General features: G+C 64.0%; 27 protein-coding genes. 11 read left to right on the top strand and 16 right to left on the bottom strand.

Annotated features, from left to right (window positions below):
* The first annotated feature begins 10 nt into the window (after positions 1-10).
* From dapE to AACQ43_RS02945, 6 genes are all read left to right on the top strand, one after another.
* Positions 11-1,138 (top strand): succinyl-diaminopimelate desuccinylase, encoded by a 1,128-nt coding sequence (gene dapE, locus AACQ43_RS02920; RefSeq protein WP_168965843.1) that lies wholly within the window; start codon positions 11-13, stop codon positions 1,136-1,138.
* Entirely contained in the window at positions 1,135-1,824 is a 690-nt protein-coding gene (locus AACQ43_RS02925; protein WP_168965845.1) for a M15 family metallopeptidase, read from the top strand. Before dapE ends, AACQ43_RS02925 begins: the two co-directional genes overlap by 4 nt.
* Positions 1,821-1,967, top strand: coding sequence for a hypothetical protein (locus AACQ43_RS02930; RefSeq protein ID WP_005298986.1), 147 nt, complete (start codon positions 1,821-1,823; stop codon positions 1,965-1,967). The genes AACQ43_RS02925 and AACQ43_RS02930 overlap by 4 nt, the downstream gene beginning before the upstream one ends.
* A gap of 242 nt (positions 1,968-2,209) precedes the next feature.
* Positions 2,210-3,937, top strand: a complete 1,728-nt coding sequence (locus tag AACQ43_RS02935; RefSeq protein ID WP_011705375.1) for a potassium/proton antiporter — start codon at positions 2,210-2,212, stop codon at positions 3,935-3,937.
* 42 nt (positions 3,938-3,979) lie between these two features.
* Positions 3,980-5,083 (top strand): beta-N-acetylglucosaminidase domain-containing protein, encoded by a 1,104-nt coding sequence (locus AACQ43_RS02940; protein WP_024943852.1) that lies wholly within the window; start codon positions 3,980-3,982, stop codon positions 5,081-5,083.
* A 33-nt stretch (positions 5,084-5,116) separates the two neighbouring features.
* Positions 5,117-6,325 (top strand): cation:proton antiporter, encoded by a 1,209-nt coding sequence (locus AACQ43_RS02945; protein WP_168965847.1) that lies wholly within the window; start codon positions 5,117-5,119, stop codon positions 6,323-6,325.
* A 105-nt stretch (positions 6,326-6,430) separates the two neighbouring features.
* Here AACQ43_RS02945 and AACQ43_RS02950 read toward each other — a convergent pair whose 3' ends face one another.
* Positions 6,431-7,219 carry a DUF1460 domain-containing protein gene (locus AACQ43_RS02950; RefSeq protein WP_029303499.1) on the bottom strand — a complete coding sequence of 263 codons (789 nt, stop codon included), beginning with the start codon at positions 7,217-7,219 and terminating at the stop codon, positions 6,431-6,433.
* Positions 7,220-7,472: 253 nt separating this feature from the next.
* On the bottom strand, positions 7,473-8,105 hold the full coding sequence (locus AACQ43_RS02955; protein ID WP_076361270.1) for a LysE family translocator: 633 nt from the start codon (positions 8,103-8,105) through the stop codon (positions 7,473-7,475).
* A 164-nt stretch (positions 8,106-8,269) separates the two neighbouring features.
* On the opposite strand from AACQ43_RS02955, the gene AACQ43_RS02960 reads away from it, so the two are divergent.
* From AACQ43_RS02960 to AACQ43_RS02970, 3 genes are all read left to right on the top strand, one after another.
* A complete protein-coding gene (locus AACQ43_RS02960; RefSeq protein ID WP_168965849.1) occupies positions 8,270-9,892 on the top strand; it encodes a methyl-accepting chemotaxis protein in 1,623 nt (540 codons plus the stop codon).
* Positions 9,893-10,069: 177 nt separating this feature from the next.
* Positions 10,070-10,600, top strand: coding sequence for a DUF1523 family protein (locus AACQ43_RS02965; RefSeq protein ID WP_016350163.1), 531 nt, complete (start codon positions 10,070-10,072; stop codon positions 10,598-10,600).
* Positions 10,601-10,628: 28 nt separating this feature from the next.
* Positions 10,629-10,925, top strand: coding sequence for a winged helix-turn-helix domain-containing protein (locus AACQ43_RS02970; RefSeq protein WP_017779588.1), 297 nt, complete (start codon positions 10,629-10,631; stop codon positions 10,923-10,925).
* Positions 10,926-11,034: 109 nt separating this feature from the next.
* Here AACQ43_RS02970 and AACQ43_RS02975 read toward each other — a convergent pair whose 3' ends face one another.
* Complete coding sequence (locus AACQ43_RS02975) at positions 11,035-11,505, bottom strand: hypothetical protein (RefSeq protein ID WP_016350162.1); 471 nt, start codon at positions 11,503-11,505, stop codon at positions 11,035-11,037.
* A 34-nt stretch (positions 11,506-11,539) separates the two neighbouring features.
* Positions 11,540-12,475, bottom strand: a complete 936-nt coding sequence (gene rihA, locus AACQ43_RS02980) for a pyrimidine-specific ribonucleoside hydrolase RihA (RefSeq protein WP_124253124.1) — start codon at positions 12,473-12,475, stop codon at positions 11,540-11,542.
* 151 nt (positions 12,476-12,626) lie between these two features.
* On the opposite strand from rihA, the gene AACQ43_RS02985 reads away from it, so the two are divergent.
* Positions 12,627-13,391: an RluA family pseudouridine synthase gene (locus AACQ43_RS02985; RefSeq protein ID WP_168965851.1), complete on the top strand. Its 765-nt coding sequence runs from the start codon at positions 12,627-12,629 to the stop codon at positions 13,389-13,391.
* Positions 13,392-13,508: 117 nt separating this feature from the next.
* Here the strand turns inward: AACQ43_RS02985 and udp are convergent, their stop codons facing one another.
* On the bottom strand, positions 13,509-14,264 hold the full coding sequence (udp, locus tag AACQ43_RS02990) for a uridine phosphorylase (RefSeq protein WP_011705364.1): 756 nt from the start codon (positions 14,262-14,264) through the stop codon (positions 13,509-13,511).
* Positions 14,265-14,656: 392 nt separating this feature from the next.
* Between udp and yiaY the strand changes: the two genes are divergently transcribed.
* Positions 14,657-15,808, top strand: coding sequence for an L-threonine dehydrogenase (gene yiaY, locus AACQ43_RS02995; protein ID WP_168965853.1), 1,152 nt, complete (start codon positions 14,657-14,659; stop codon positions 15,806-15,808).
* Between the two features lie 74 nt (positions 15,809-15,882).
* Here yiaY and flpL read toward each other — a convergent pair whose 3' ends face one another.
* Genes flpL through cpaB form a run of 11 tightly spaced genes read right to left on the bottom strand, consistent with a single transcriptional unit; the run spans position 15,883 to position 26,109 of the window.
* A complete protein-coding gene (flpL, locus tag AACQ43_RS03000) occupies positions 15,883-17,265 on the bottom strand; it encodes a Flp fimbrial protein FlpL (protein ID WP_168965855.1) in 1,383 nt (460 codons plus the stop codon).
* Positions 17,266-17,772 carry a type 4 pilus assembly pseudopilin FlpK gene (flpK, locus tag AACQ43_RS03005; protein ID WP_168965857.1) on the bottom strand — a complete coding sequence of 169 codons (507 nt, stop codon included), beginning with the start codon at positions 17,770-17,772 and terminating at the stop codon, positions 17,266-17,268.
* Positions 17,769-18,242: a Flp fimbrial biogenesis protein FlpJ gene (gene flpJ / locus AACQ43_RS03010; RefSeq protein WP_016350156.1), complete on the bottom strand. Its 474-nt coding sequence runs from the start codon at positions 18,240-18,242 to the stop codon at positions 17,769-17,771. Before flpJ ends, flpK begins: the two co-directional genes overlap by 4 nt.
* Entirely contained in the window at positions 18,239-19,003 is a 765-nt protein-coding gene (gene flpI / locus AACQ43_RS03015) for a Flp fimbrial biogenesis protein FlpI (protein WP_168965859.1), read from the bottom strand. The genes flpJ and flpI overlap by 4 nt, the downstream gene beginning before the upstream one ends.
* A 19-nt stretch (positions 19,004-19,022) precedes the next feature.
* Entirely contained in the window at positions 19,023-19,907 is an 885-nt protein-coding gene (gene flpH, locus AACQ43_RS03020; RefSeq protein WP_168965861.1) for a Flp fimbrial biogenesis protein FlpH, read from the bottom strand.
* 3 nt (positions 19,908-19,910) lie between these two features.
* Positions 19,911-20,795 carry a Flp fimbrial biogenesis protein FlpG gene (gene flpG / locus AACQ43_RS03025; RefSeq protein ID WP_168965863.1) on the bottom strand — a complete coding sequence of 295 codons (885 nt, stop codon included), beginning with the start codon at positions 20,793-20,795 and terminating at the stop codon, positions 19,911-19,913.
* Positions 20,792-22,105, bottom strand: coding sequence for a CpaF family protein (locus AACQ43_RS03030; RefSeq protein WP_168965865.1), 1,314 nt, complete (start codon positions 22,103-22,105; stop codon positions 20,792-20,794). The genes flpG and AACQ43_RS03030 overlap by 4 nt, the downstream gene beginning before the upstream one ends.
* Entirely contained in the window at positions 22,105-23,238 is a 1,134-nt protein-coding gene (locus tag AACQ43_RS03035; RefSeq protein ID WP_168965867.1) for an AAA family ATPase, read from the bottom strand. Before AACQ43_RS03035 ends, AACQ43_RS03030 begins: the two co-directional genes overlap by 1 nt.
* A gap of 3 nt (positions 23,239-23,241) precedes the next feature.
* Positions 23,242-23,790, bottom strand: coding sequence for a Flp fimbrial biogenesis protein FlpD (flpD, locus tag AACQ43_RS03040; RefSeq protein WP_168965869.1), 549 nt, complete (start codon positions 23,788-23,790; stop codon positions 23,242-23,244).
* An 11-nt stretch (positions 23,791-23,801) separates the two neighbouring features.
* Positions 23,802-25,199 (bottom strand): type 4 pilus assembly secretin FlpC, encoded by a 1,398-nt coding sequence (gene flpC, locus AACQ43_RS03045; RefSeq protein WP_168965871.1) that lies wholly within the window; start codon positions 25,197-25,199, stop codon positions 23,802-23,804.
* Between the two features lie 19 nt (positions 25,200-25,218).
* Positions 25,219-26,109 carry a Flp pilus assembly protein CpaB gene (gene cpaB / locus AACQ43_RS03050; RefSeq protein WP_168965873.1) on the bottom strand — a complete coding sequence of 297 codons (891 nt, stop codon included), beginning with the start codon at positions 26,107-26,109 and terminating at the stop codon, positions 25,219-25,221.
* Between the last annotated feature and the right edge of the window lie 2 nt (positions 26,110-26,111).

The raw sequence follows: 26,111 nt of genomic DNA on the forward strand, positions 1-26,111 counted from the left end.
AGGAACGCTGATGTCGGATGTCATCGCACTGGCCAAGGATCTGATCCGCCGCCCCTCCGTTACCCCGCTGGATGAAGGGTGCCAGACCCTGATGGCGGAGCGCCTCGCCAAGCTGGGCTTCGTCATCGAGCCCATGGTGTTCGAAGACACCACCAACCTCTGGGCCCGCCGCGGCAGCGAGGGGCCATTGTTCTGCTTCGCCGGCCACACCGACGTGGTGCCCGCCGGCCCGCTGGACAAATGGCACACCCCGCCGTTCGAGCCGACCATCCAGGATGGCGTGCTCTACGGCCGCGGTGCCGCCGACATGAAGGGCTCGCTGGCCGCCATGGTGGTGGCGGTCGAGCGCTTCGTGGCCGAGCATCCGGATCACACAGGGTCCATCGCCTTCCTTATCACCTCCGATGAAGAGGGGCCCTTCATCAACGGCACCACCCGGGTGATCGACACCCTGGAAGCGCGCCACGAGAAGATCACCTGGTGCATCGTCGGCGAACCCTCCTCCACCGCCGTGGTGGGGGACGTGGTGAAGAACGGCCGGCGCGGCTCCATCACCGGCGATCTGCTGGTGCGCGGGGTGCAGGGCCATGTCGCCTACCCCCATCTGGCGGACAACCCCATTCACAAAGCCGCGCCGGCACTGGCGGAGCTCGCCGCCACCGTGTGGGATGAGGGCAACGCCTACTTCCCGCCCACCAGCTTCCAGATCGCCAACATCTCGGCGGGCACCGGCGCCTCCAACGTCATTCCGGGCGAATTGCATGTCCAGTTCAACTTTCGCTTCAGCACCGAGCTCACCGATGCCATGATCCGCGAGCGGGTCGAGGCCCTGCTGGACAGACACGGTCTGGATTACCAGCTCGACTGGACCCTCTCCGGCCAGCCCTTCCTCACCGACACCGGCAAGCTGCTGGCGGCAGCGGTCTCTGCCATCGAGGCGGTGAACGGCCAGCAGCCGGCCCTGCTCACCACCGGGGGCACCTCGGACGGGCGCTTTATCGCCCCCACCGGCGCCGAAGTGATCGAGCTGGGCCCGGTCAACGCCACCATCCACAAGGTGAACGAGTGCGTGAAGGCGGACGATCTGGATCTGCTGGCAGACATGTACCAAGGGGTGCTCGCGAGGTTGCTGGCATGACCCAGGAGCAACTGCTGGGGTTGGATGAAGGTCACCTCATCCTGGTGGGGCAAGGCCCGCACCGGCTGACGGCCGCCACCGCGGCGGCCTTCAACGACATGCAGGTGGCCGCCGCCCACGCCGGTTTCAACCTTCAGCCCGCCTCCAGCTGGCGCGGCTTTGATCGCCAGCTCGCCATCTGGAACGGCAAGTGGCGCGGCGAGCGGCCGCTGCTCGATGCCCACAGCCAGCCCATCGATGCCCTGCAACTGAGCGACGAGGAGCGCCTCCACGCCATCCTGCGCTGGAGTGCCCTGCCCGGCACCAGCCGCCACCACTGGGGCACCGATCTCGACATCTACGACCCGGACTGCCTGCCCGCCGGCACCAAGCTGGCGCTGGAGCCCTGGGAGTATGAAGCCGGGGGCTGGTTCGCCGACCTGAGCGAGTGGCTTGAGGATCGCATGAACGACTTCGGCTTCTTCCTGCCCTATGCCAAACCGGTCGGTGCCGGCAGCGGGGTTGCCTACGAGCCCTGGCACATCAGCTTTGCGCCTGAGTCCCGCGAGCAGCGGCTCGACCCGGCCGCGCTGGCACTTTGCCTGCAACAGGCGGATATTGAAGGCAAGGGGACCATACTGGCCAACCTCGACGAGATCCTGGCCCGCTATGTCACCCTGGCCACCGACGAAAGGAGTAGCACATGAACCTCTGGCTCTGGATAGGCTTGCCACTGCTCTTCCTGCTCGGCCTGTTTCTCAACGCCATCAAGGACATGAAACGACTGGAGAAAGAGCTGCCCCGCTACAAGGACAAGATCCGGGAAGTGAAGGACGACGAGGACGACTGACTCGAGTCCGCCGACAGGGGCACCCACGGGTGCCCCTGTCGCTATCTGTCCACTTTGTGAACACGGTCACGCTGCTCATCGCGCTGGCGACGCCGGCGACCCCCTTTTGATGGCCAGAACCCTTCGCAGCCATGACACTAAAAATGTAAAAAACTGCAAATAAATGCACAATTAAGCCACACCGAGCCCAACAAACTGCATATAATGTGCCTGATTTGCATTTTGACAGAAGGAGTTCGCCATTGGATGCCGTCACCATCAACAGTTTTTTCCTCGTCGCGGCCTTGTTGGTGGGCGCCAGTGTTCTGTTGAGCGCGCTCTCCTCCCGTCTCGGTATCCCCATTCTGGTGATCTTCCTCGCCGTCGGCATGCTGGCCGGTGAAGATGGCCCCGGCGGTATCCACTTCGCCGACTACTCCATCGCCTATCTGGTGGGCAACCTGGCGCTTGCCATCATCCTGCTCGACGGCGGCATGCGCACCCGGGTCTCCTCGTTTCGAGTGGCGCTCTGGCCCGCGCTGTCGCTGGCCACGGTCGGGGTGGCCATCACCACCGGCCTGACGGGCCTGGCCGCCGCCTGGCTGTTTGATCTCAACCTGATGCAGGGGATGCTGATCGGCGCCATTGTCGGCTCCACCGATGCGGCCGCGGTGTTCTCCCTGCTTGGCGGGCGCAGCCTCAACGAGCGGGTGAGCGCCACCCTGGAGATAGAGTCGGGCAGCAACGATCCCATGGCGGTGTTTCTCACCGTCACCCTGATCGAGGTGCTGGCCAGCGCCCAGCAAGACCTCAACGCCGGCTTTCTGCTGCTGCAGCTGCTCAAGCAGTTCGGGCTGGGCGCCGGCATCGGCCTTGGCGGCGGCTGGCTGCTGTGGAAGCTCATCAACAGCGCCAAGCTGGCCCCCGGCCTCTACCCGCTGCTCACCGTCAGCGGCGGCCTGCTCATCTTCGCCCTCACCACGGCGGTGGGCGGCAGCGGCATCCTCGCCATCTATCTCACCGGTCTCTTGCTCGGCAACCTCTCCCTGCGCAGCCGCAGCACCACCTTGTCGGTGCTGGACGGCCTGACCTGGCTCAGCCAGATCGGCATGTTCCTGGTGCTGGGGCTGCTCGCCTCCCCCCACAAGCTGCTGCCCATCGCCCTGCCGGCGTTGGCGCTGGCCATGTGGATGATCCTGTTCGCCCGCCCCATCTCGGTCTGGATCGGGCTGCTGCCGTTCAAGAACTTCGCTCCCCGTGAGCGCTGGTTCATCTCCTGGGTCGGCCTGCGCGGCGCGGTGCCGATCATTCTGGCGGTGTTCCCCATGATGGCGGGGCTACCCAACGCCCAGCTCTACTTCAATGTCGCCTTCTTCGTGGTGCTGGTTTCGCTCATCTTGCAGGGCAGTTCACTGCCGCTGGCCTCCAGGCTGGCGCGGGTGGAAGTGCCGGCGCCCCCCTCGCCCATCAACCGCTCCGGGCTCGAGATCGATCTCGACAGCCAGTGGGAGACCTTCGTCTATCGCCTGAGCGACGAGAAGTGGTGCATCGGCTCGCCACTGCGAGATCTGCGCATGCCCAAGGGCACCCGCATCTGCGCCCTGTTCCGGGATCAGGAGCTGCTGCACCCCTCGGGCAGTACCTGTCTGCAATCCGATGACATCCTCTGTGTCATCGGCCACGAGCGCGACCTGCCCGCCCTCGGCCAGCTGTTCAGTCAGGCGCCGGAGCAGGATCTGGGCCCGCGCTTCTTCGGTGACTTCCTGCTGGAGGCGGCCGCCAACCTGGTGGATCTCGCCCCGCTGTACGGGCTGGATGTGAGCGAGGTGGCGGATCAGACCCTTGGCCATTTCATTGCCCACCAGTTGGGCGATAATCTGGTGGTCGGCGACCACGTCGAATGGCAGGGACTGATCTGGACCGTGGCCGAAATGGACGAGGGTGAGCCCCGCAAGATCGGGGTGCGCTTTCTGGAAGAAGATCCGGTCTGATCGTCGTTGTCTGCCTCGTCCTCTGCGAGAAGGGAGTTACCTATGCCTTACCAAACCCTGTTGTCCGGCTTGCAACCCCCTTCGCCCCAGCTGGGGGTGATCGAGGGCTTCTTTGGCAAGGGCTGGAGCTGGGAAGCCCGCGCCCGCTACGCCCAGTGGCTGCCCCGCCACGGTTACGGCTTCTATCTCTATGCCCCCAAGGAAGATGGCTACCTGCGCAAGCACTGGGCCAAGCCTTGGCCTGCCGCCCAGCTCGAGGCCCTGCGCCAGCTCGCCCGCCAGTGCCGCGACAACGGCCTCGCCTTCGGGGTGGGCCTGAGCCCCATGGGCGCGCACCACGACTATGCCCGCCAGCGGCCAGCCCTGCTGGAAAAGGTGCGGCTCATCGAGGAGGAGCTCAAACCCGACATCCTGGCCGTGCTGTTTGACGACATGAAAGGGGATACCCCGGATCTCGCCCACTGGCAGCTCACCATCGCCCACGACATTGCGGCCCACACCCGTGCTGGCCGACTGCTGTTCTGCCCCAGCTACTACAGCACGGATCCCGTGCTGGAGAAGGTGTTCGGCGCCATGCCACCCCACTATCTGCAGGATCTGGGTCAGGGGCTGGACAAGCGCTTCGAGATCTTCTGGACCGGCCCCAAAGTCTGCTCCAGCGACTATCCGGCGGCCCACCTCAAGCAGGTGGCCGAGTGGCTGCATCGCAAGCCGTTCCTGTGGGACAACTACCCGGTCAACGACGGCAGCAAGGCCAGCAGCTTCCTGCACCTGCGCGCCTTCGAGAACCGCCCGGCAGAACTCGCCGAGCTGACCTCGGGTCATGCGGTCAACCCCATGAAGCAGGCGGCGCTGTCGGTGCTGCCGCTGGCCACCCTGCCGATGAGCTACAAGCTCGGCAAGCAGTACGATCCGGACAAGGCGCTGCACGCCTCCCTCAATGCCACCTGCGGCCCACAGATCTCCGCCATGATCCAGGCCGATCTGCCGCTGTTTCAGGACATAGGGCTGGCCCAGCTGACCCCTGAGCAGGTGGCCCATCTCAAGGCACGCTACCTGCCGTTTCGCGACCAATCCTGCGTCGGCGAGATCCTCCGCTGGCTGGATGGCGAATACGTGTTCGACCCGGACTGCCTGACCGACTGACCCCACCACAGAGACCCTGCCACAGGAGGCTGTATGGATGCGTCCCTGATTTACCAGAACCTGGCGGTGATCGCCGCCTTTCTGCTGGTCTACAGCCTGATCGCCGGGCGCTTTGAATCGCGCCTCGTCAACGGTCCCCTGCTGTTTCTGCTGATGGGCTGGTTGCTGGGGCCGGGCGGCATCGAGCTGCTCTCCCTCTCCATCGACAGCGACAGCATCAAGCTGTTGGCGGAGCTGACCCTGGTCATCGTGCTGTTCAGCGACGCCGCCAACACCAACTGGCAGGTGCTGCAAGCCAACCGCGCCCTGCCCATCCGGCTGCTGCTGATCGGTCTACCGCTCACCCTGGCGGCCGGCGCTCTGTTCGGTCACTGGCTCTTCCCCGACTTGCCGCTGCTGGAGATGGCGATCCTCTCCACCATACTCGCCCCCACCGATGCGGCGCTCGGCAAAGCCGTGGTGAGCAACCCGGCGGTGCCCGCCCCAATCAGGGAGGGGCTCAATCAGGAGAGCGGCCTCAACGATGGCATCTGCGTACCTGTGCTGCTCCTGCTGCTCGCCCTCATCGCCCCCACCGAGGAGCACACTGGCACCGCGACGCTGGCTCTCACCTTGCTGCTGGAGGAGATTGGCATCGGCCTGCTGGTGGCCTGGGGGCTGACCAGCCTCACCCTGCGCCTGCTCAAGACCTCCTACCTCAACGGCTGGCAGCTGCCGCTCTGGCGCCAGCTCACCATGCCGGGACTGGCCCTGCTCTGCTTCGCGCTGGCCCAGACCCTGGGCGGCAGCGGCTTCATCGCCGCCTTCGTCGGCGGCCTGCTGATGGGTCGCAAACTGGGGGAGCACAAGCACGCCTATCTGGACAGCTGCGAGGGGTATGGCGATCTGCTCTCGGTGGTGATCTGGATGGTGTTCGGCGCCACCCTGATGCCCATGCTGACGGAGCTGCTGCACTGGCAATACTGGCTCTATGCCGCCGCCAGCCTCACCCTGCTGCGCATGCTGCCAGTCTGGCTGAGTCTGCTCGGCACCGGCCTCAAGCCAGAGCTCAAGCTCTTTATCGGCTGGTTCGGCCCACGGGGACTGGCCAGTATCGTCTTTGCGGTAATGGTGCTGCAGCACGAGCCAGCCCTCCTCGGCCAGCGCCCCATCATCGCCACCGTGCTCTGCACCATCATCCTGAGCGTCATCCTGCACGGCCTGACCGCCAACCCCTGGGTCGCCCGCTTCAAGCCCCATTGATCCATTGAGGGGATGCGCCGCCAACGAAAAAGCCCCGGGATCACCCCGGGGCTTTTCTTTTATGCGGCACCAGGCGCACCCGTGCCGGCCACAGTCAAGCCGGCCCTAGGAGCTCGACCCGTCGGCCTGGGCCCGGTAGACCAGGATCCCCGGCTTGTTCTGCACGTACTCCAGGAAGGGGGAGTCCACCACCTGCATCTTGCTCGAGAGGGAGGAGGCATTGCGCAGCACGGGGCCGTTCTCGCCACGGATGAAGATGCCGGTGTGGGTCACATCGAGCCCGGCGAGATCGGTATAGATGCCGATGTAGTCGCCCTCTTCCAGCAGACTCAGGGTGTTCTCGTCGATGCTGGCGGAGGGAATGTATGTTATGTCCCGCGCCGTCACCCCCAGCCCCGGAATGTAGTGGCCACCGTCCGCCTTCTGGTTGAGCTGCTTGGCCGTGGTCACCACGGCGCCCCCCACCAGATGGGTCACGTCGTTCACCTTGTTGTCACCGTGCACCCAGTCGGAGAAGAAGTGCTTTCTGGTCAGGTAGTTGACCTCACCATTCACGTAACGAGTGTGCATCACGTTCTCGATGAAGTGATGCACACTCGTTGCGCGACGCAGTGACTCGACGTAATCCAGATAGGTGAAACAATCGAGCCCGCCAAAATCCACCACCAGCTGCTCCTGGGTATCGCTCGAGCCGACCAGCCGGTTGGCGACGTAGGGATTGCCCAGAAAGAGCCCGGAAAAATCCCTGATCGACTGACCCGGCGAACCCTGCTGCCGGGCAAACAACTCGATAAGCTGCGGCTCCTTGATGTTGTAAAAATCGAGGTTCCTCTCTTTGCCGGCGACCGCCGCGCCGGCAAAGAGGAGCAATGCGATGCTGGTTAGCCTCATCATCCTTAATTCTCCTTGCTCAGAATGTTAAAAATGGACCGTTCGCATCCTCGTGCGGCTGCAAGAGAATGCCATTCGAGACTGACGATATTGCGGGCGTTTGCAAACCGGATAAATGTAAGCAAATGTGGCCAGCCTCCCTCATCCCGCCCCGACGACCGCATTCATGCTCGCTCCTTGTATCCGCAGGCATCACGAAAAAGCCCCGCTGGGCGGGGCTTTTCGGCAGAATCAGGTCAGCTGGCAAGCGATGGCATCAACCCAGCGCCAGCCAGACCCCTACGCCAAACATCAGGGAGCCGGCGATCCGGTTCATCAGGGTGACGTTGCCGCTCTTGGCGAGGAAGTGGCGCAAGGTGCGACCACCGCTGGCGTAGAGCAGCAGGCAGGAGAACTCGATGATCAGGATCAGGGCCACCAGGGCGCTGATCTGCGGCGCCATCGGCTTGGCCGCGTTGATGAAGGGGGGCAGCAGGGAGACCATGAAAGCCCACCCCTTGGGGTTGGCGATGGCGGTAACGAAGCCCTGCATGGCCAGCGCCAGGGGACGGGTCTCCTGGGCCGCCGACAGATCCGCCGGGATCGCCAGCTTGCCTTTGGCCTGCCACATCTGGATGCCGAGCCAGATAAGATAGGCCCCGCCCACGTATTTGAAGGCGGCAAACAGCGCCGGGTAGTTGAGCATGACGGCCGCCACCCCAATCACCGACAGTACCGACACCAGGCCGACCCCGATGAGCTCCCCCCACATCATGTGCAGGGTTCGGCGCACCCCCAGACTCATGCCGAGGGTCATCGCCAGGGTCATGCACATGCCGGGGGTCACGGAGACAAAAAAGAACGTGGGAATAAACAGCGCCAAAATGGCAGGATCGATCCAGTCGGACACACTACACCTCCATGGTAACAGACCGACGATCTTGCCTATCACATTCATTTAACACAAGAAAAAACCTTTTCGTTCAGCATGATTTCAGCCATAAAAACCTGTGACAAGGTTTGTCGCGCCTGTGTAAGATGCCGCCTTGTTCCTCTTCTGGGTCAGGATCTTTCATGTCATTGAACAACCTCTCTATCCGTCTGCAAGTCCTCATTCCTCTCCTGCTCGCCAGCCTGCTGATGCTCCTGATGATCGGGATCGGCAAGCAGGACATCGACAGCGCCATCGGCGACATGAATGACACCACCGTCAGCGTAACCCGTCACAAGGACGATATCGCCACCCTGATCCACGCCACCTACCGGCTGCGCACCACCGCCATCTATGGCCTCTACGACCCCGAGCGCTTTGCCACGCTGCCAGGTGACCTGACCGCCGCCGAACAGGAGATCGGCGCCATCCTGACCAGACTGGCCATCGCCGGCGCCGAGCAGGACAACAGCCGGGTGGCGTCCGCCCTGCAGGCCTACCTCGGCCACACCCGCAACAACATGCTGCCGCTGCTGGCCGCCAAGCACCAGGGCAGCGGCGATCCCGCGGCCTATGAGCAGGCCCGCCTGCGCTTTCGCGAACTGGGGGAAGATCTCATCAAGCAGATCGATGCCATGTCGGCCCATATCAACCAGCTGATCCAGGATGAGATCGCCCAGGAGCAGGCCCACTACCACGCCACCCTGCTGCGTACCCTGCTGCTGATGGGGGCAGCCCTGCTGGCTGCCCTGTTCGGCGGCTGGTGGCTCTCCGGCCGGATCGTGCGCCCCATCGGCCAGCTGCAGCAGGTGATGCGCGCCGTGGCCCAGGGCCGCTTCAACGTGCGCGCCGCCGCCGACGGCGACAACGAGCTGAGCCAACTGGCCGCCGACATCAACCAGACCCTGACCCAGCTTGGCAACACCATCCAGACCCTGACCGGCATCAGCGGCAACGTGGCCTCCGCCGCCACCGAGCTCGCCGCCGTGATGACCCAGTCCGAAGCCAACGCCCAGCAGCAGCGCAGCGAGACCGAGCAGGTGGCCTCCGCCGTCACCGAGCTGGCCAGCACCGCCGACAACGTCAACCACAACGCCGCCCTGGCCGATGAACTGGCGCGCGATGCCAACGACAGGGTCGAGCAGGGGCTGACGCTGTTTGCCGAGAGCATCCAGGCCAACAGCCGCATGGCGGGCAGCCTCGAGAGCGCCGCCGCGCAGGTGGCCCAGCTCAAGTCCCAGTCCGAGCAGATCGGCAAGGTGATCGAGGTCATTCAAGGGATTTCGGAGCAGACCAACCTGCTGGCCCTCAACGCCGCCATCGAGGCCGCTCGCGCCGGCGAAACCGGCCGCGGCTTTGCGGTGGTGGCCGACGAGGTGCGCATGCTGGCAGCCCGCACCCAGGACTCCACCAAGGAGATCCAGGCCATCATCGAGCAGTTGCAGAGCCAGTCCCAGTCGGCCAATAGCGGCGTGCAGGAGACCCTCGCCATCCTGGCCCACAACCAGCAACTCTCCGGCGAAGTGCAGGCGCTGCTGGGTGGCATCACCGAAGCGGTCAACCAGATCAACGGCGCCAACGCCCAGGTGGCCACCGCCGCCGAGGAGCAGTCCTGCGTCACCGCCGATATCAACCGCAACATCACCAACATCTACGAGATCGTCAATCAGAACGCGGCCGGTATCAGCCAGAGTGCCGCCGCCAGTCACGAACTGTCACAGCTCGCCGAGCAGCAGCGCAAGCAACTGGCCCAGTTCCAGCTGTAACCACGCCCTCGTGAGTGCAGACAAGGCCCCGGATCCGGGGCCTTGCTGTTAATGAAGCTGACGGCTTGTTGTTGTTTTAAACGCTCTTTTTTATAACATGGCTTCATTAGGGGCTGGGCTACCTCACCAAATGTGGGTATGGTAGAGGCACGTCACTCCCCCTCATGCGAGATCATCATGAAGCTGTCCTTCAAGAAACCGGCCTTCATCGGCCTCGGGCTCATCGCCCTCGTCTCCGCCATCTGGCTCGATTTCTATCTGCCGGAGCACACCATCGCCACCATCACCGGGGTCGAGGTGAAACGCACCGACAAGGATGGTCCCATCAGCCAGAAGAACCCGGCCGACGGTCCCACCACCGACGTCTACTACATCTACACCGAGCGGCCCGGTGAGAAGATCCGCGTATTCCGCAACGAAGACACCGAGTGGGGCTGGCCCTTCTACTTCAAGTTCAACGCCGCCGACGTGCAGGCCAAGGCCAAGTCGATGGAGTTCGAAAAGCGGCTCGCCATCATTACCTCCTACGGCTGGCGCATCAACATGTTCTCCATGTTCCCCAACGTCACCAAGATTGAGAGCACCGAGCCCGACGCCTCCACCTGGAGCTTCTTCCGCTGGTTCTGGTTCGGTATCTGGGCTCTGGTGATGGGCAAGGCAGCCATCGCCACCTGGCGCTATTTCGATCGGCTCGAGGATGAGATATGAGCGAAGCAGCTTGCCGGAGGAACGGACAATGAGTGAGCCGAGCAAGACGCGCACCAGCTTCTATCGCCGGCTCTACGTGGCCTGGCTCATCAGCCAGGGCACGGATACGGTGCCGGCCATCATGGAGGCAACCGGCATGCCGCGCCGCACCGCGCAGGATACGCTCAGCGCCCTGGCCGAGCTGGACATCAGCTGCGGCTTCGAGCAGACCGAGGGGGCTCGTCATCTGCAGGGGCACTATCGCATCAGTGACTGGGGACCCATCAATCCTGCCTGGATAAAGGCCCAACTGCCGGCCATCAAGGAGACATTGGGTTACCCCTGAAGCCACGGACTTGATCGTCTGTGACTGGGGCAAGCCAATCCGTCAAATAAAGAAGGGCCAGCCGACAAGGCTGGCCCTTCTTGTATCAGTGGCCCGGCCGACAGAGCCCTCACTCGGGGAACGGCTCCTCCGGCAATGGATCCTGGGTCTCCCCCTTGGTGCAGTCGATGATGGAGCGCTTGGGGTTGTTGGGGTCGCGCAGCAGCAGGGGCGCCAGCCCGGCGTCGTGCTGCTGCTCGTCGGAAAACTCGCTGCCATAGGCGTTGTGGGTCAGACGCCGCGCATTGGCGATGGGGGTATCCACAAACAGGGCATGCACCTCGAAGGTGGACGAGGGGATGAGAAAGCCGCTGATGGGCAGACCGTGCAGATCCTGGCGGGTCTTGTACCAGGCAAAGCCGTCCGTCACCTTGTAGGGGGTGAAGTGTTTGAGCTGCGGGTGCACCGGCTGGCCGGTCTCGCTGTCGAGATAGAGATCGTCCAGCTCGCAGGTCGCCAGCCCCTGCCACATCGATTCGAACGGCGTGGCACACCCCGTCAGTTGCAACCCGGCCAGCAGTGCCAGCCCTGTCTTCCACATCGCTTCGCCCCTTCTTGCAAGAGTGGAACTGCGTTCAGTCAAAGGCCCGCAGCCGCGTGACCAGCAGATCGATAAAACCGGCCCGATCCAGCCCCAGCAACACCAGCGCATTGGCCGCTTTGCCGGTCAGACCGTAACGATCCACCACCGTCATGCCGCTAGTATGCGTGCCGCCTGTCTCGATATCGACCCGGCACTCGACCCCGTGAAACAGTGCGGGGGCCAGCAACCAGGCAATGGTACAGGGGTCGTGCAGAGGCGCGCCAGCAAATCCCCACTTGGGATCCCGGTGGTAGATCATGAAAAAGTCGAGCAGACCGGCCACACACTGGGCCACCGGATTGGTGATGGCGCGTACCCGTTCGATATCCTCGTCCATCACCTGCGCCTCATGGGTCACGTCCAGCCCGCACATGGTGATGGGGAGCCCCGACTTGAACACCATATCGGCCGCTTCCGGGTCCACATAAATGTTGAACTCCGCCGCTGGGGTCCAGTTGCCTGCTCCCGCTGCGCCGCCCATCAGCACGATGCGGGCGATCTTGGATTTGAGCTCGGGGTGGGCCGCCAGCAGCAGGGCGATGTTGGTTAGCGGGCCGGTCGGCACCAGGGTCACGGGCTCAGGGCTCTCGCGCAGGCACTTGGCCATCAGCTCAAGGGCGGTCATGGCCACGGGGGCAAAGCCCGGATCCGGCAGTTTGGGGCCATCGAGACCCGATTCGCCGTGGACGTTGTCGGCGATGATAAGCTCCCGGGCCAGCGGCTTGGGCGCCCCCGCCGCCACCGGAATGTCGTCACGCCCCAGCAGGGTGAGGATGCGCAGAGCATTGTTGAGGGTCTTGTCCGGCGTCTGGTTGCCGGCGCTGGTGGTGACCGCCAGCACCTTGAGTTCGGGGCTGGCCAGCGCCAGGATGAGGGCGATGGCATCATCGTGGCCGGGATCGCAATCGAGAATAACAGGCAACACCATGGACGGACTCCTTACAACATGACAGGGAGCCATACCTTAGCAAGCTGCGGCAGGATTAACTCTGGAGGGAGTCACAAAACGCCTTGGCCAAACAGATCAATCACTTGCCGGCCGTACTCACGTCAGTTCGCCGCGCTTCGCCGGTTAGGGTATGATCCCCCTCCCTTTTCTAACCGTGCGCCCCATGTCCGTCATCGTCGACACCTTCATCGCCCCGCCCTGTGCGGCCACCATCGAGATCCTGTTCGAGGATGAGCACCTGCTACTCATCAACAAGCCGAGCGGCCTGCTGAGCCTGTCGGGCAAGAACCCGCAGAACCTCGACTCGGTGCACCATCGTCTGGTGCAGGATTACCCCGGCTGCGCCCTGGTCCATCGCCTCGACTTTGGTACCTCGGGCATCATGCTGGTGGCCAGGAACAAGGCCATCAACGCCCTGCTCTGCCGCCAGTTCAGCCTGCGCACGGTGAGCAAGGCCTACAGCGCCCTGCTGTGCGGCCACCTGGCCGAAGAGGAAGGGGTGATCGACGCCCCCATCGCCAAGGATCCGGCGCTGTTTCCGCTGATGAGCATCTGCACCGTCAACGGCAAACCCGCCCGCTCCCGCTATCAAGTGATTGAGCGGCTGGAGCAGCAGATTCAGGGACAAACCGTGCCGCTGACCTGGGTCAGACTGGTGCCGGAGACCGGCCGTACCCACCAGCTGCGCATCCACAGCCAGCAGCTGGGCCATCCCATCCTGGGTTGCGATCTCTATGGCGGCCTGCTGCCGCCCGGCTGCGAGCAGGCGCCGCGGCTGATGCTGCACGCCAGTGAACTCGATTTTGTTCATCCGGTCAGCGGCGAACCGATGCAGATCCGCAGTGAGGCCCCCTTTGCGCAGGCGCTGGCGGCCATGACGGAGCAACCGGGGTAACCCGAAGCAGGGAAACAAGGGGCAGACAAGCAGAAGAGGAGCAAAACGGTAAACGGCGGATAAAGATAGGGGCCGTGCTTTCGCAACGGCCCCCACCCCCCACTCGGTGTGGTGCTATCAGATCAGCTTGCGGGCGGCGCCCAGCACGATCTTGATGGCATCAGATTCGGTTTTCGCCATGGTCTCGGCGTTCGGGATTTCCTGCTGGGTACGGTTGACGATGACGCCAGCCACCATACCGGCGCGCAGGCCCTGGCTGGTGCACATGGTCAGCAGGGTGGCAGATTCCATCTCGTAGTTCAGCACGCCCATGGCTTGCCACTCTTTCATGGAACCCTGGAAACGGCTCACGACGCGGCCGGATACGGTGTCGTAACGCTCCTGACCCGGGTAGAAGGTATCGGAGGAGGCAGTCACACCGATGTGCAGCTTGGAACCCAGCTCTTTGGCGGTGTTGACCAGCGCAGTGGTGCAGTCGAAGTCAGCCACGGCCGGGAACTCCATCGGCGCGAAGTGCAGGCTGGCACCGTCGAGGCGCACGGAACCGGTGGTGACGATCACGTCGCCCACGTTCAGGTGCGGCTGGATGGCGCCGGTGGTGCCGATGCGCAGGAAGGTACGGATGCCCAGCTGAGCCAGCTCTTCCACCGCGATGGAAGTGGACGGACCGCCGATACCGGTGGAGCAGATGATCACGGCCTTGCCGTCCATCTCGCCGCGCCAGGTAGTGAATTCACGATGGCTGGCCAGGTGCACCGGGTTATCCAACAGCTCTGCGATGCGCTTCACGCGCTCGGGATCACCAGGGACGATCGCCAGGGTGGCGCCTTGCAGATCCGCTTTCTTCAAACCCAAGTGAAATACATCAGACATAGTGGACTCCTGGTTGCTCCCCACCAGCATGGTCAGGGGGCAAGTTAAGATGATTCTTTATGGTACTTTCAAGCCTTCACTCCCCTCGTCGGGGAGGCGCCAACTATGGTCGAAAGCGCTTTCCAATTCCTTGAAGCATCTCACACTTCCTTGCATTGACAGTGACAAATTCGGCGCAAAACGTTTGCTAACCTGATGAATTAATTGAAAAACGTTTTTCTGCCCACGAACGGGCAAGGGCCCTTGTCAATCCCTGTCGCGCCCCATGTTTCCGGTACGTGATCGAGTCCATAAAGTTGCAAAGCAGATACCATTGACCCCTTTTCATCCCCTCTGACGATGTTATGTTGGCGCCCGTATACCACTTAATGGCTAATAAAACGGAGTCCATCATGGCGACATTCAAGTTCTACATTCCCGCAATCAACCTGATGGGAGCAGGCTGCCTGCAAGAGGCGGCAGCCGATATCAAGGGTTATGGCCATCGCAAGGCGCTGATCGTCACCGACAAGATCCTCAATCAGATCGGCGTGGTCGCCAAGGTCGCCGCCCTCTTGGCAGAACATGGCATTGAAAGCGCAGTTTTCGACGAGACCAAACCCAACCCGACCATGACCAACGTGGAAGCGGGCCTGGCCATGCTCAAGGCCAATGGCTGCGACTGCGTCATCTCGCTGGGCGGAGGCTCGCCTCACGACTGCGCCAAGGGTATCGCTCTGGTGGCCGCCAACGGTGGCAGCATCAAGGATTACGAAGGGGTGGATCGCTCCGCCAAGCCGCAGCTGCCGCTCATCGCCATCAACACCACCGCCGGCACCGCCTCCGAGATGACCCGCTTTTGTATCATCACCGACGAGGCCCGCCACGTGAAGATGGCCATCGTCGACAAGCACGTCACCCCGCTGATGTCGGTCAACGACCCCGAGTTGATGCTGGCCAAGCCGGCCGGCCTCACCGCCGCCACCGGCATGGATGCGCTGACCCACGCCATCGAGGCGTATGTCTCCACCATCGCCACCCCGGTGACCGATGCCAGCGCCATCATGGCCATCCAGCTCATCGCCAAGCACCTGCGCACCGCGGTCAATCAGGGGGACGATCTGCACGCCCGCGAGCAGATGGCCTACGCCCAGTTCCTGGCCGGCATGGCCTTCAACAACGCAAGCCTCGGTTACGTGCACGCCATGGCCCACCAGCTGGGCGGCTTCTACGACCTGCCGCACGGGGTCTGCAACGCCGTGCTGCTGCCCCACGTGCAGGCCTACAACGCCCAGGTGTGTGCCGCTCGCCTGAAGGACGTGGCCCGTCACATGGGGATGGACGTGAGTGCCATGAATGACGAGCAAGGGGCCGCCGCCGCCATTGCCGCCATTCAGCAGCTGGCGCGCGACGTCAAGATCCCGGCCGGGCTGGAGCAGCTCGGCGTCAAGGCAGACGACTTCAACCTGCTGGCCGAGAACGCCCTGAAAGACGCCTGTGGCTTCACCAACCCGAAGCAGGCGAGCCACGAAGAGATCGTTGCCATCTTCCGCGCCGCCATGTAAACCGGATGTTCAACAGATGAGATGAGATCAGATGAGGGGCCAAATTTGGCCCCTCTTTCTTGCACGCTATGGCACTACTTTATCAGCACCACATCATTGATGGCGCTGGCCAGTCGGGTCAGCACTGTCCTGATATTGCCGCTGGTGGCCTTGTAGGCCAGCGAGCGTTCGCTGGCACACTGCGCCACGAAACGGGCATCCCCCTCGAATGCCACCGTATAGACCTGGATCCCCCTGCGCTTCATCTCCCGACATAACAGCAGTTGTTTGCGATCCCGCAGCGCCGCTTCGGGCCCCATGTGCTCTCCATCCGAGAACAGCACCAGGATCTTGCGGTTATCCGCCTGCCCGTAAGGGCGCGGCAGTTCGGCGGCCCCCTGCCGCCAGCGCCCCTGCCACTGTGGCGAGAGCAGCCGCCAGCCCCACATCACCCCCTCTGCCGTATTTGTGTTGAAGGCGGCATGGAGGGTATCGAGTGCCTGACGATACGCGGCCCGGGTCGACAGGTGCGCCTGAATGGGGCTCACCCCGCAATCCGGATCATCGAAGATGCCGAGCTTGTCACGCCGGTTCTCCAGATAACGCTCCAGGGGGTTCTCCCGTGGGGCATATGCCTGCAGGGGAGTACCATCCTCATACTGCTGGATGGCAGGCGGCTTGGTGCTGTAGTGCAGGCTGAGTTGCGCCTCACCACGCGGGGCCAGTTCCAGCTTGCGGATCCAGCCCGGAGTCAGTTCGGCCAGCCGAACGATGCCATCCACATGCTCCGGCAGGCGAGCGCAAAATGCCTTGCGCTGGCGTCCCGGTACCTCTCGAGTCAGCAAATTGCTCCAGCCTCGCTCATTGGCCAGCGTCTGCAATCCGAAGGGGAATGCCAGGCTCTCTGGCTGAAACAGTTCGGGATGATCCCCGATATTGACCAGGCCGGTGGCGGGAATGATGCTGACCACTCTGTCCTGATTGCGCCGCTCGCGGCCAAACAACACCTCGCCAAACTCCGTCAGTCCCTGCTTGATCGCCTTCATCGGTGCCCCTGACATGGAGTTGGACACATCCAGCACCAGGGCAATTTCTAGGCGGGTACGGGCGCTGCTGGCACGGGCTGCCGCCGCTACCGGCAGATCACCGCTTGTGCCAATGGCGGAGAGTGTCATCAGTGCCGGCACCTCTCCCTGCAAGATGACCTGAGCCTCCTGCTCGTTCTGGCTCAGAGCGGGCGGGCCCACCTGCAAATGACGGCCCGCCAGATTGGCCTGAACCAGCGCGGCGGCATCTTCCACCGCACTGTCGCTGTCAGCGGCCGAGTAAAGCACCGCATCGGCGGCCGCGCTGAGCAGGCTCTGGCCGCTGTAGCCTCGCACCAGCTCGATGACCACGCCGGTCAACGCCAGCACACCTGTCAACATCAAGGCGAAGGCGGGGGAGAGCCCGCCCCCCTGGCGTAAGGGCAGTCCCATTCAATGGATCTCCTGAATAAAGTGGGTGGTCAGGGTACGACCCGCCCAGAACCGGCTGAACATGCCACCTTCCCCTTGCCCTAGGCGATAACAGAGAGTGACCCGCATCAGGGTGCCGACCCGCAGTGGCGGCCAGTTGCCCTGCCCGGCGCAACCAGTACCCTGCAACAGGGGCACGAGCTCGCCATTGGCGCTGTTGTATTGCTCTATGGTCAGTGCCGCCTGCCCCCCTTGCTGCGCAGACAACTGACCCTGCACGAAGCGCTGATAGAAGGCCAGCTGTGCCACGGCGGCGGCATTTTGCCCCGTGCCCTGCTGGGTGACTATCTGCGTCACGTTGTAGGCCACATTGTGCAGACGTTGCTCCAGGCGCAGCAGTTGCAGTGCTTCATTGCCAAAGCTCAGCAGGGCCAGCAGCACGGGAATGAAGCACATCGCCTCCATGCTGATGCTGCCGCCCATGGTGTCCGGGCCGGGAAATGACTGCCGCCGGAAACAACGGCTCATCCTGCACCTCCAGCCGGTAGCCGGTCGGTGAGCAGCAGCAGGGTGCTCCGATAGCTGAGTTCGCGCTCGTCAATCAGCCAGCGCGGAGTGAGCTGTAGACGGGGACGGATCCTGGCCGTCACCTCCAGCACGGGATCCGCAGGCAATCGGGTTTCGCTGGCGGGATCCGGGCTACCCTCCTCCTGGCCCAGCATGGCCTCTAGCGACACATGGTGGTTGACGCTCACCGTCACGGCGTCCAGCTCCCCTCGCCCCCGTTGCTGCAAGCGAAGGCGGATCCCGTCGGCCGAGGGGATCCGCCCCGCTGTCGATTCGGCCTGCAGCTCACGCAGTACGGATCGCAAGCCATGCTCCAGGGTGCTGTATTGCAGATGCACCCGCAGCACATCCACCACCAGCAACAGCAGTGCCAGCAGCAGCGGCAATATGATCACCAGCTCTATGCTGGCCACCCCGCGCTGGCCTCTCACGCCCCTTGCCCCCGCCCCAGCTGTGCCTTGAGCAGTCTGATGTCGTGCTCCAGCTGACTGGCGCTGAGAAAGCGCGACAGTATGAGGCGGGCCTGGGACTCATTGCCCTCGGCCAACAGCAGCAAGACATAGTTCATCTCCACTCGCGGTGGCAGGCTCTGGTAGTGCAACAAGGGCTCGAATGCCTGCCGGGCCGCCACCTTGTTGCCCTCCATCAGCCAGCCCAGAGCCAGGTTGGCACGATAGTCGGGCTCGTCGGGAGCCGCCGCCACCGCCACCTCAAACTGCTGGCGCCCCTTGCCAAACGCCCCTTGCTGCAAGCTGGCCACCCCCAGACCATTGCTGAGCCGCGCCCGTTCGTCCAGACCAAGCCCGCCCAGCGCCAGCCCCTGCTGATAGACTCGCGCGGCCTCGGCGGTCAGGCCATCATCCAGCAGAAACTTGCCAAGATAGTGGGCGGCCTGAGCCCCCTGCTTGCCGCCCTTGTCCAGCAACTGCTGCAAGCCATCGCGCGCCGCCTGTTTCTTGTCTTGCTGATAGCGGGTGCGGGCCAGCATCAGCTGCGCCTCCTCCAGGCTGGCATCGTCCACCAGCAAGGCCTGATAGAGCCGTTCCGCCTTGTCATACTGGGCAGAGTCGAACGCCGCCTTGGCTACTGCCATGCCATTGCTCTGGCTTTGCTGCCGGGTATCGCCGTGATTGCTGCAACCTGCCAGCCCGAGCAGGGCCAGCAGCAGCAGGTGATGAAGTCGTGATCGCATTTCAAGTCCTGTGGCCCGCTCAGCGCAGGCTGTTGATCAACAAGTTGAGGGTGGGGGCAATGATCAGCACCAACATGGGCAACATGATGAGCGCCATCTGGATGAGGGTGATCTTGCCCGGCAAGGAGCCTGCCTGCTCCTCCAGCGCCAACCGGCGCATCTGGCGCGCCTCCTGGCTGATGGTGCGCATGGTCTCGGCCAGCGGCGAACCGTACTGCTGGGCCATCTGCAGGGTATTGGCGAGACGTTCCAGTTCGGGCAGTCCGGTGCGCCAGGCGAGTCTGGCCAGGCAGCTTGCCTGATCGCCGCGCATCTGGATCTCCGCATGGGTGCGCAAAAACTGGCGGGCCAGGCCCGGCTCCAGCGCCCCTAGATAGTGACCGACCCGCAGCAGGGCCCGATCGAGGGCCAGCCCCGCCTCGACACTGATCACCAGCAGATCGATGGCGTCGGGCACCACTTTCTGCTGCGCCGCCTTCACCTTGCGGGCGCGCCATTGCAGCCAGCGCTCAGGCACCCCGGCCCCCACCACATAGGCCACCAGCACCCACATCAGGGTGAAGCCGTCAGCAGGCGCCGCCAGCTGACGCCACAGCAAGGCCGCCATAGCCCCTCCCAGTCCGCCCAACAGCTTGGCCGCCCTGAGCCGGTCAAAGCCATGGCGGGAGAAGATCCCCGCCTGCGCCAGCAGTTGCTGCAAGCGGGCCTGCTCCCGGGCACCGACCGGATAACCACGACCACACCAGGCCAGCCAGTCCCGCGCCACGTCCCTCCCTTGACGAGACGGGCCATAGCGACGGCTCTGGGCCAACCACTGCTGCTGCTGCCGGTAACCATGCCAGCCGGCCAGCGCGGCCAGCGCGAAACAGCTCAGCGCCAATCCGAAAAGTTGCATGACTGTCATGGGCTACCCCTGCAGACGCGTGAGGCGACGGATGAGCCAGAGCCCGACCGCCACGCTGATGGAGACATAGCCCAGCACCCACTGGCCGCTGGTCGTGGTCATCAAATAGGTGAAGTGCTCCCGCCCTGTGGTGAACAGCACCAGCAGTATGATGACGGGGAGCGCAGCCAGTACCTTGGCGGCATTGCGGCTCTCGGCCGTGATGGTCTGAATGCTGGCCGCCAGGGTCTGGCGGGCACGCAGAGTCTCCACCAGTTGCGCCAGCACCTCGGAGAGGCGGCCTCCTGTCTCCTGCTGCAGGCTGAGCACTATGGTCAGAAACTGGAACTCGGCCACCGCGACCCGACTCGCCGCCTGCTGCATCACCTGCGCCACCGGTTGGCCAACCTGCAACTCGTCGTGCATCTGGGCAAACAGCCGCGACATCAAACCGCGCTGCTGGCGGGCCACCAGCTGGAAGATATCCGCCAGCGGCGCCCCCACCCGCAGCGCCCGTATCATGCCGTCGATCACCTCGGGCAACCGGGTTCGAAACTGCTCCAGCGCCCGCTGTTGCAGTTGCTGATAGAGCACCAGCCCAAGGGCCAAAGCCCCTCCTGCCGCCAACAACACCGCCAGCCAGAGCGGCATGCCATTGGCCGCCAGCAAGACGCAGGCCAGGGCCGCCCCTATCGGGCCCTGCCAGGTCCAGCGGGTCAGCTGCTCCTGGCCCACCATGGTCACCATCTGCTGATGCCAGTGGGGCCGTGGCCTTGCCCTCTTCTGTTGCGCGGGTTGATAACCATAACGTTGACACTGCTGCTGCCAGGCATCGCATCGGCTCTGCCATTGCCAGAGCAGCAGACAGGCCAGCCCCCAGCAGAGGCACACCAGAATGAGCGTGTTCATGAGACCAGCTCCCCGGCACTCGCCATGCAGGATTGCAGCTCGCTCAGCAAGCCGGCCTGACGGGCTTTCTCTGCTACTGCGGCCGAGAGAGGGTGGACGCTGAAGCGGCCCTGCAGCTTGCCGTGCAGCTCGGACTCCAGCACGAAGCGAAACAGCGGCCGCATCCGGATTTGTCCTTCTGCCAGTTCGGTGATCTCGCTGATGGCGGTGATGCGGCGCTGACCGTCGCGCATCCGTTCCAGTTGCACCACCAGATCTACCGCGCTGGCGATCTGGGCCTGGATGATCTGCTCGGAGAGCCGCTCAGCCCCCATCTGCAACATGTTGGTCAGACGCAGCAACGCATCTTCAGGGGTGTTGGCGTGCAGGGTGCAGAGTGAGCCGTCATGGCCCGTATTCATCGCCTGCAACATGTCAAACGCCTCGGCACCGCGCACCTCCCCCAGGATGATCCGGTCCGGCCGCATCCGCAGGGCGTTGCGCACCAGAGCGCGAACGCTCACCTCCCCCTTGCCCTCGGCACTCTCGTTGCGAGTCTCCAGCGGTACCCAGTGAGGCTGATCGAGGGAGAGCTCGGCGGCATCCTCTATGGTGATGATCCGCTCGTCATCATTGATGTGCTTGCTCAGGGCGTTGAGCAAGGTGGTCTTGCCCGAGCCCGTCCCCCCCGAGATGAGCACATTGAAGCGGCTGCGCGCCGCCAGCCCCAGAAAACGGGCCATGGCATCGGACAGGGCCCCCTTCTCCACCAGATGGGCCAGGGTCAGACGGGCGCTGGGAAATTTGCGAATGGAGATGGTGGTGCCGCACAGAGCGATGGGAGGCGCAATCACGTTGACCCGGCTGCCATCGGCCAGCCGGGCATCCACCATGGGGGTGGACTCATCCACCCGCCGCCCTACCGCATTGACGATCCGCTGCGCCACGTTGAACACATGCTGGCGGTCACGAAAACGCACGCCCGACAGGGTCAGCTTGCCGTGCCGCTCCACATAGACCTTGTCAGGGCCATTGACCAGGATATCCGATACTTCGGGATCATCGAGCAGGGGTTGCAACGGCCCCACCCCCACCATCTCGTCCACCAGCTGGCGGGCGAGCTGAGCCAGCTCCTGGCGGTTATAGGGCAGCATGCGACGGGCCGAGAGCTGCGCGAGGGCACTGGCCACCCGCTCCAGCAGCGCGGCGCGCGGCAAGGTCGCCGCCACCGAGGGTTCGACCAGCTCGTAGAAAGCCTCCCGCGCGGCATCAGACAGGGTAAGCAGAGCCCCTGACACCGATGGCTGTCGGCTATTGGCTTGTCCAAACATCAGCGCCTCCCGCCCCGGGCTCGTCCCGCGACCTGAGCCCCCACCAGCTCGGCGGCCAATGACGTGAGGGCGCGAGCCAGCTTGCTCTTTTGCTGGATCAACGGCTGCCCGGCTCGCTCGGCACGCACGAAGGCGCCATGATCGTAGGGCAGCACGGCGGCGTGGGGCTGACCACAGACGCGCTCCAGCGCCTGCGCCGGGACCCGTCCCTCCTTGCCACGACAGTGGTTGCCCACCAGCAGGCGGCGCTGGGCCGGCCCGCCTTGCGGAAATTGCCCCAGCAGCCGCAGCGCCCCCAGACTGAAATCGTGCAGCCAGATCGCCACGTCAGCCTGCTGCAACAAGGCTTGCAGCGCATGACTGCGCAGATCCGGTACATCTATGATGAGGGTGCTGTAGTGCTCCGCCATCACGTTGACCGCCGCCACCAGCTGTTCGGCACCAAGCACCAGCTGCTGCCCCTCGTCATAGAAGAGAAAGAGTCTGGGCCCAAGCTGATGGGCGGTATGCGCCAGCAGGATACCGTCGAGCCGCTCGGTCGCCTGCCACCACTGCTCGCCGGGAGGGGCATAGTCGCTGCCCAGCAGTATGGGGTGGCGACTGTGGTGAAGATTGAGATCCAGCAGCGCAACCTGGCGGTGATGCCGGTCGGCCAGCGCCATGGCCAGGTTGGCGGCCACCGTGCTGGTGCCCACCCCGCCGGCGGCACCCACCACGCAGATCACCCGTCCCTTGCGCAATGAGGTGGCAAGGGGGACCCCCAGCAGACGCAACAGGCCGGTGCGCAGGGCATCGGGATCCAGCGGTGCCGGATAGTAATCATCCACCCCCACCGAAATCAGCCAGCGAAACAGGGTCACATCCCCCCGCTCCCCCAGCAGTACCAGCCGCATCTGGGGTGGACAACACTCGGCGAGGGCGGCCAGATCGGCCGCCAGCGTCTGCGGATTATCCACCTCCACCAGCAGAATATCGGGGGCCCCTTGCGTCAGGCAGTGGGCCCTGGCCTCGGCCAGGGAGCCCGGAACCTGCCGGGTTTCGACCTCGGCCAGCCGGGCCAGAACCTGGTTGACCCCGGCACTCAGAGCAGGCTGGCGGGTGACGGCCACCAGCTGTTTGACTTGTTCACTCATTCACTACTCCCCCGTCGTCTGCTGTTTCTTGGCCGATTTGGCCTTGCCCTGATAGAGACGCTGCACGGCGCCGGCATCGAGGGCACTGCCACTGCCGTCATAGCGGGCGCCGCGGGCCCAGTGCTCGACATGGCTCTGGGCACGGTACTGGTTACGCAGCACCAGACAGGCGCTTGGGGACGACGGGGAGCCCCCCTGGGCATAGCGGCAGGTCTCGGGTTGCAGGGTGGCGTCAAGCTCGACCTCATACTCTTGCCGGGTCGCCGGGATGAAGGTGAGACGGGTCTCCAGCGCCAGCCACAGGGCCAGCTGCTGGCGCAGCGCCTCCGTAGTCGGCTCATGGCTCCCCGGTTGCGGGCCCGTGATCCGCAGGTGCAGAGAGCCGGATTCCAGCCTGTTGGCCAGCGGGGCCAGCTGCCATTGCAGCCGTTGTTGCAGTTGCAACGGGGCAACCTGGAACCGCAGCCGATCCGTGAGCGGGGCGGTAGGGGGGGGAGTGGTACAGGCCAGCAGCGGTAACGCCAGGGCCAGCAGCAGTGTCTCTTTTAACATGATGACTTCCCTCAGTAGCTGTAGCCGTAGTTGCCGAACAGGCGGGTCGCTTGTGCGCCCGGTCGCTCGGTTGAGCCCATGTCGGTAAAGAACAGCCGCTCGAACCGGCTTGGCGCCCGATAGTGATCCAGCGGTGTCGACAGGGAGAGCGGATCGCTGGTGGGCTGCACCAGTCGGGCGGTAGCGATGATCACCAGCTCGCTCTCCTGGTTCTTGAAGCCGTTGCTGCCAAAGAAGGGGGCAAGCCCGGGGATCTCGCCAAGGAAAGGCAGGGCCTCGCTGCTCTGGTTGCGATGGGTGCGCACCAGACCGGCCAGGGCGAAACTCTGTCCATCCGCCAGCTCTATGGTGGTGGTGGTACGACGGGTTTCTATGCCTGGCACCACCACCCCGGCGATGGAAACGCTGTTCTCCCGGCTCAGAGTCGACACCTCGGGCGACACCGTCAGGCTGATGCGGTTGTTGTCGAGCAAGGTGGGAGTCAGCTCCAGCGAGATACCGAACTTCTTGAACTCGATCTCCGGGCCGTTGTCCCCATTGCCTACCGGAAAGGGGAACTCGCCGCCGGACATGAAGGTGGCGGCTTCACCGGATTTTGCAGTCAGGTTCGGCTCGGCCAGCACATTGACCAGACTGTTCTCCACCAGCGCATCTATGATGGCGTTGATGTAGACCACATCCTTCTTGCCTCTCCAGCTGCCCCGTTCGGCAGGTTTGGGGAAGCGGTTGCCCGGTGATACCCCCAGTTGCAGATACTCCCCCATGGCACTCCAGCGCAATCCCAGCTGTTCGCTGGTCGTACGCTGCATCTCGACGATGCGTACCGATATGTTGATCTGATCCGATCCCGCCAGACGCAACTGGTTGATGACGTGAGCATATTGCCCGCTGCCGCCACCGGCGACCGCGGCCCCCTCATCCTGGTTGTTAGTCTGGGGCGGGACGGGGGCCGTCGTACTCAGGGCACTTCCCTGTGGCTGGATACCCTTGGCGAACCCCTCCACCATGGTCAAAATCTCGTGGGCCTGCAGCGGACTGGTCACCTCCCCCGCCACCACGATGGCGCCGCCAGACTCGCTGAAACTGAGTCTACTTTGGGGAAAATGCTGCCTGGCCAGCTGCTTGAGGGGGGCGAGATCCGCCACCACCTGTACCCGGTAGTGACCCAGTGTGCGACCATCCAGGGCCGTCACCACCAGATCGGTGCGGCCAACCTTGCGGCCATAGATCAGCAATTGCTGATCGGAGGGGCTGTGTACCCGAACCAACTCGGAGTTGGCGACGAAAGCATCCAGCACGGGTTCATCGAAATTGAGCAGGGTGGACTGCTCTGGGGTGAGAGTCAGACTCTCGGCCGCCACTGCCCATAACGGCAGCAGGGCGAGCACCATGGCGAGTGTTCGCAACATCGTGTCCTTTCTGAGTTGATTAAGGTTGGCGGTTACGGTCGTTGCCGTCGCCATAACTGATCCGGACGCCGTGACCCGGCAGGGCCCTCGGGTTCTGGCCACGGGCCACCTGTTCGGCCCATATCAGGCTCCCTGCTGGCAGGGTCACGGCCTCACTGCCCGTCGGGGCGGCCTGGGCCGAGCGCAGCACCAGGGCCAGCTCCCCGAGCCGATGAGCCAGCAGCAATCGGGCCGCCGCGCTCGGGGCCAGCTCGAAGGTCACGGCGACCTGATCGAAGTTGTCCTGCGCCGCCACTGTGCCGTTGAGTGCTGCGATATCGGTGACCTGGGCATCGATGGCCAGCAGCTTGATGTCGGTCAGGATGATCTCTGCCGACTGCTTGCTGGTCACCTCGGCCCCCTGCGCATTGCGCTGGTGGGTATGCTTGCTGGTGAGGATCACATCCACCCGGTTACCGGGCCGGATCAGGCCATGACTGGCCGCCTCCCGTCCCAGTGCCAGGGTCACGGCCCGCATGCCGGGGGCCATCATGGCGGAGAGATAATGGCTCTGCTCGGGGCGCACCAGATCATCGGCCGAGACGATCTGGCCCGCCTCCAGCGTGCGGGTGACCAGACTGCCCTTGAGCGCCTTGGTATCGGTAAACCCGAACAGGAAGAGCCCTGGCAGGTTCATCTCCTCGGCGGCAGGCAGGGTGTGCCAGACCAGATCCTCGGGATGAATGAAGGCGCCGGCTTGTACCCGGTGAGCCGCCACCAGCACTTGGGCAAGGCGGGCCGAGGCAGCTGGCTCCGGCGCCTGTTCGCCCGGTGGCACAGCCGTCTGCGGCGCCGGTTCAACCGGCCAGAAGGCAGCCAGCATCGCCGCCAGCACCAGCAGTGCAGCGATAAGAGAGAAGAGTTTCTTCATTG

It is taken from the genome of Aeromonas sp. DNRA1 (assembly GCF_963888745.1).
In the GTDB taxonomy this organism is placed as follows: Bacteria; Pseudomonadota; Gammaproteobacteria; order Enterobacterales; family Aeromonadaceae; genus Aeromonas; species Aeromonas hydrophila.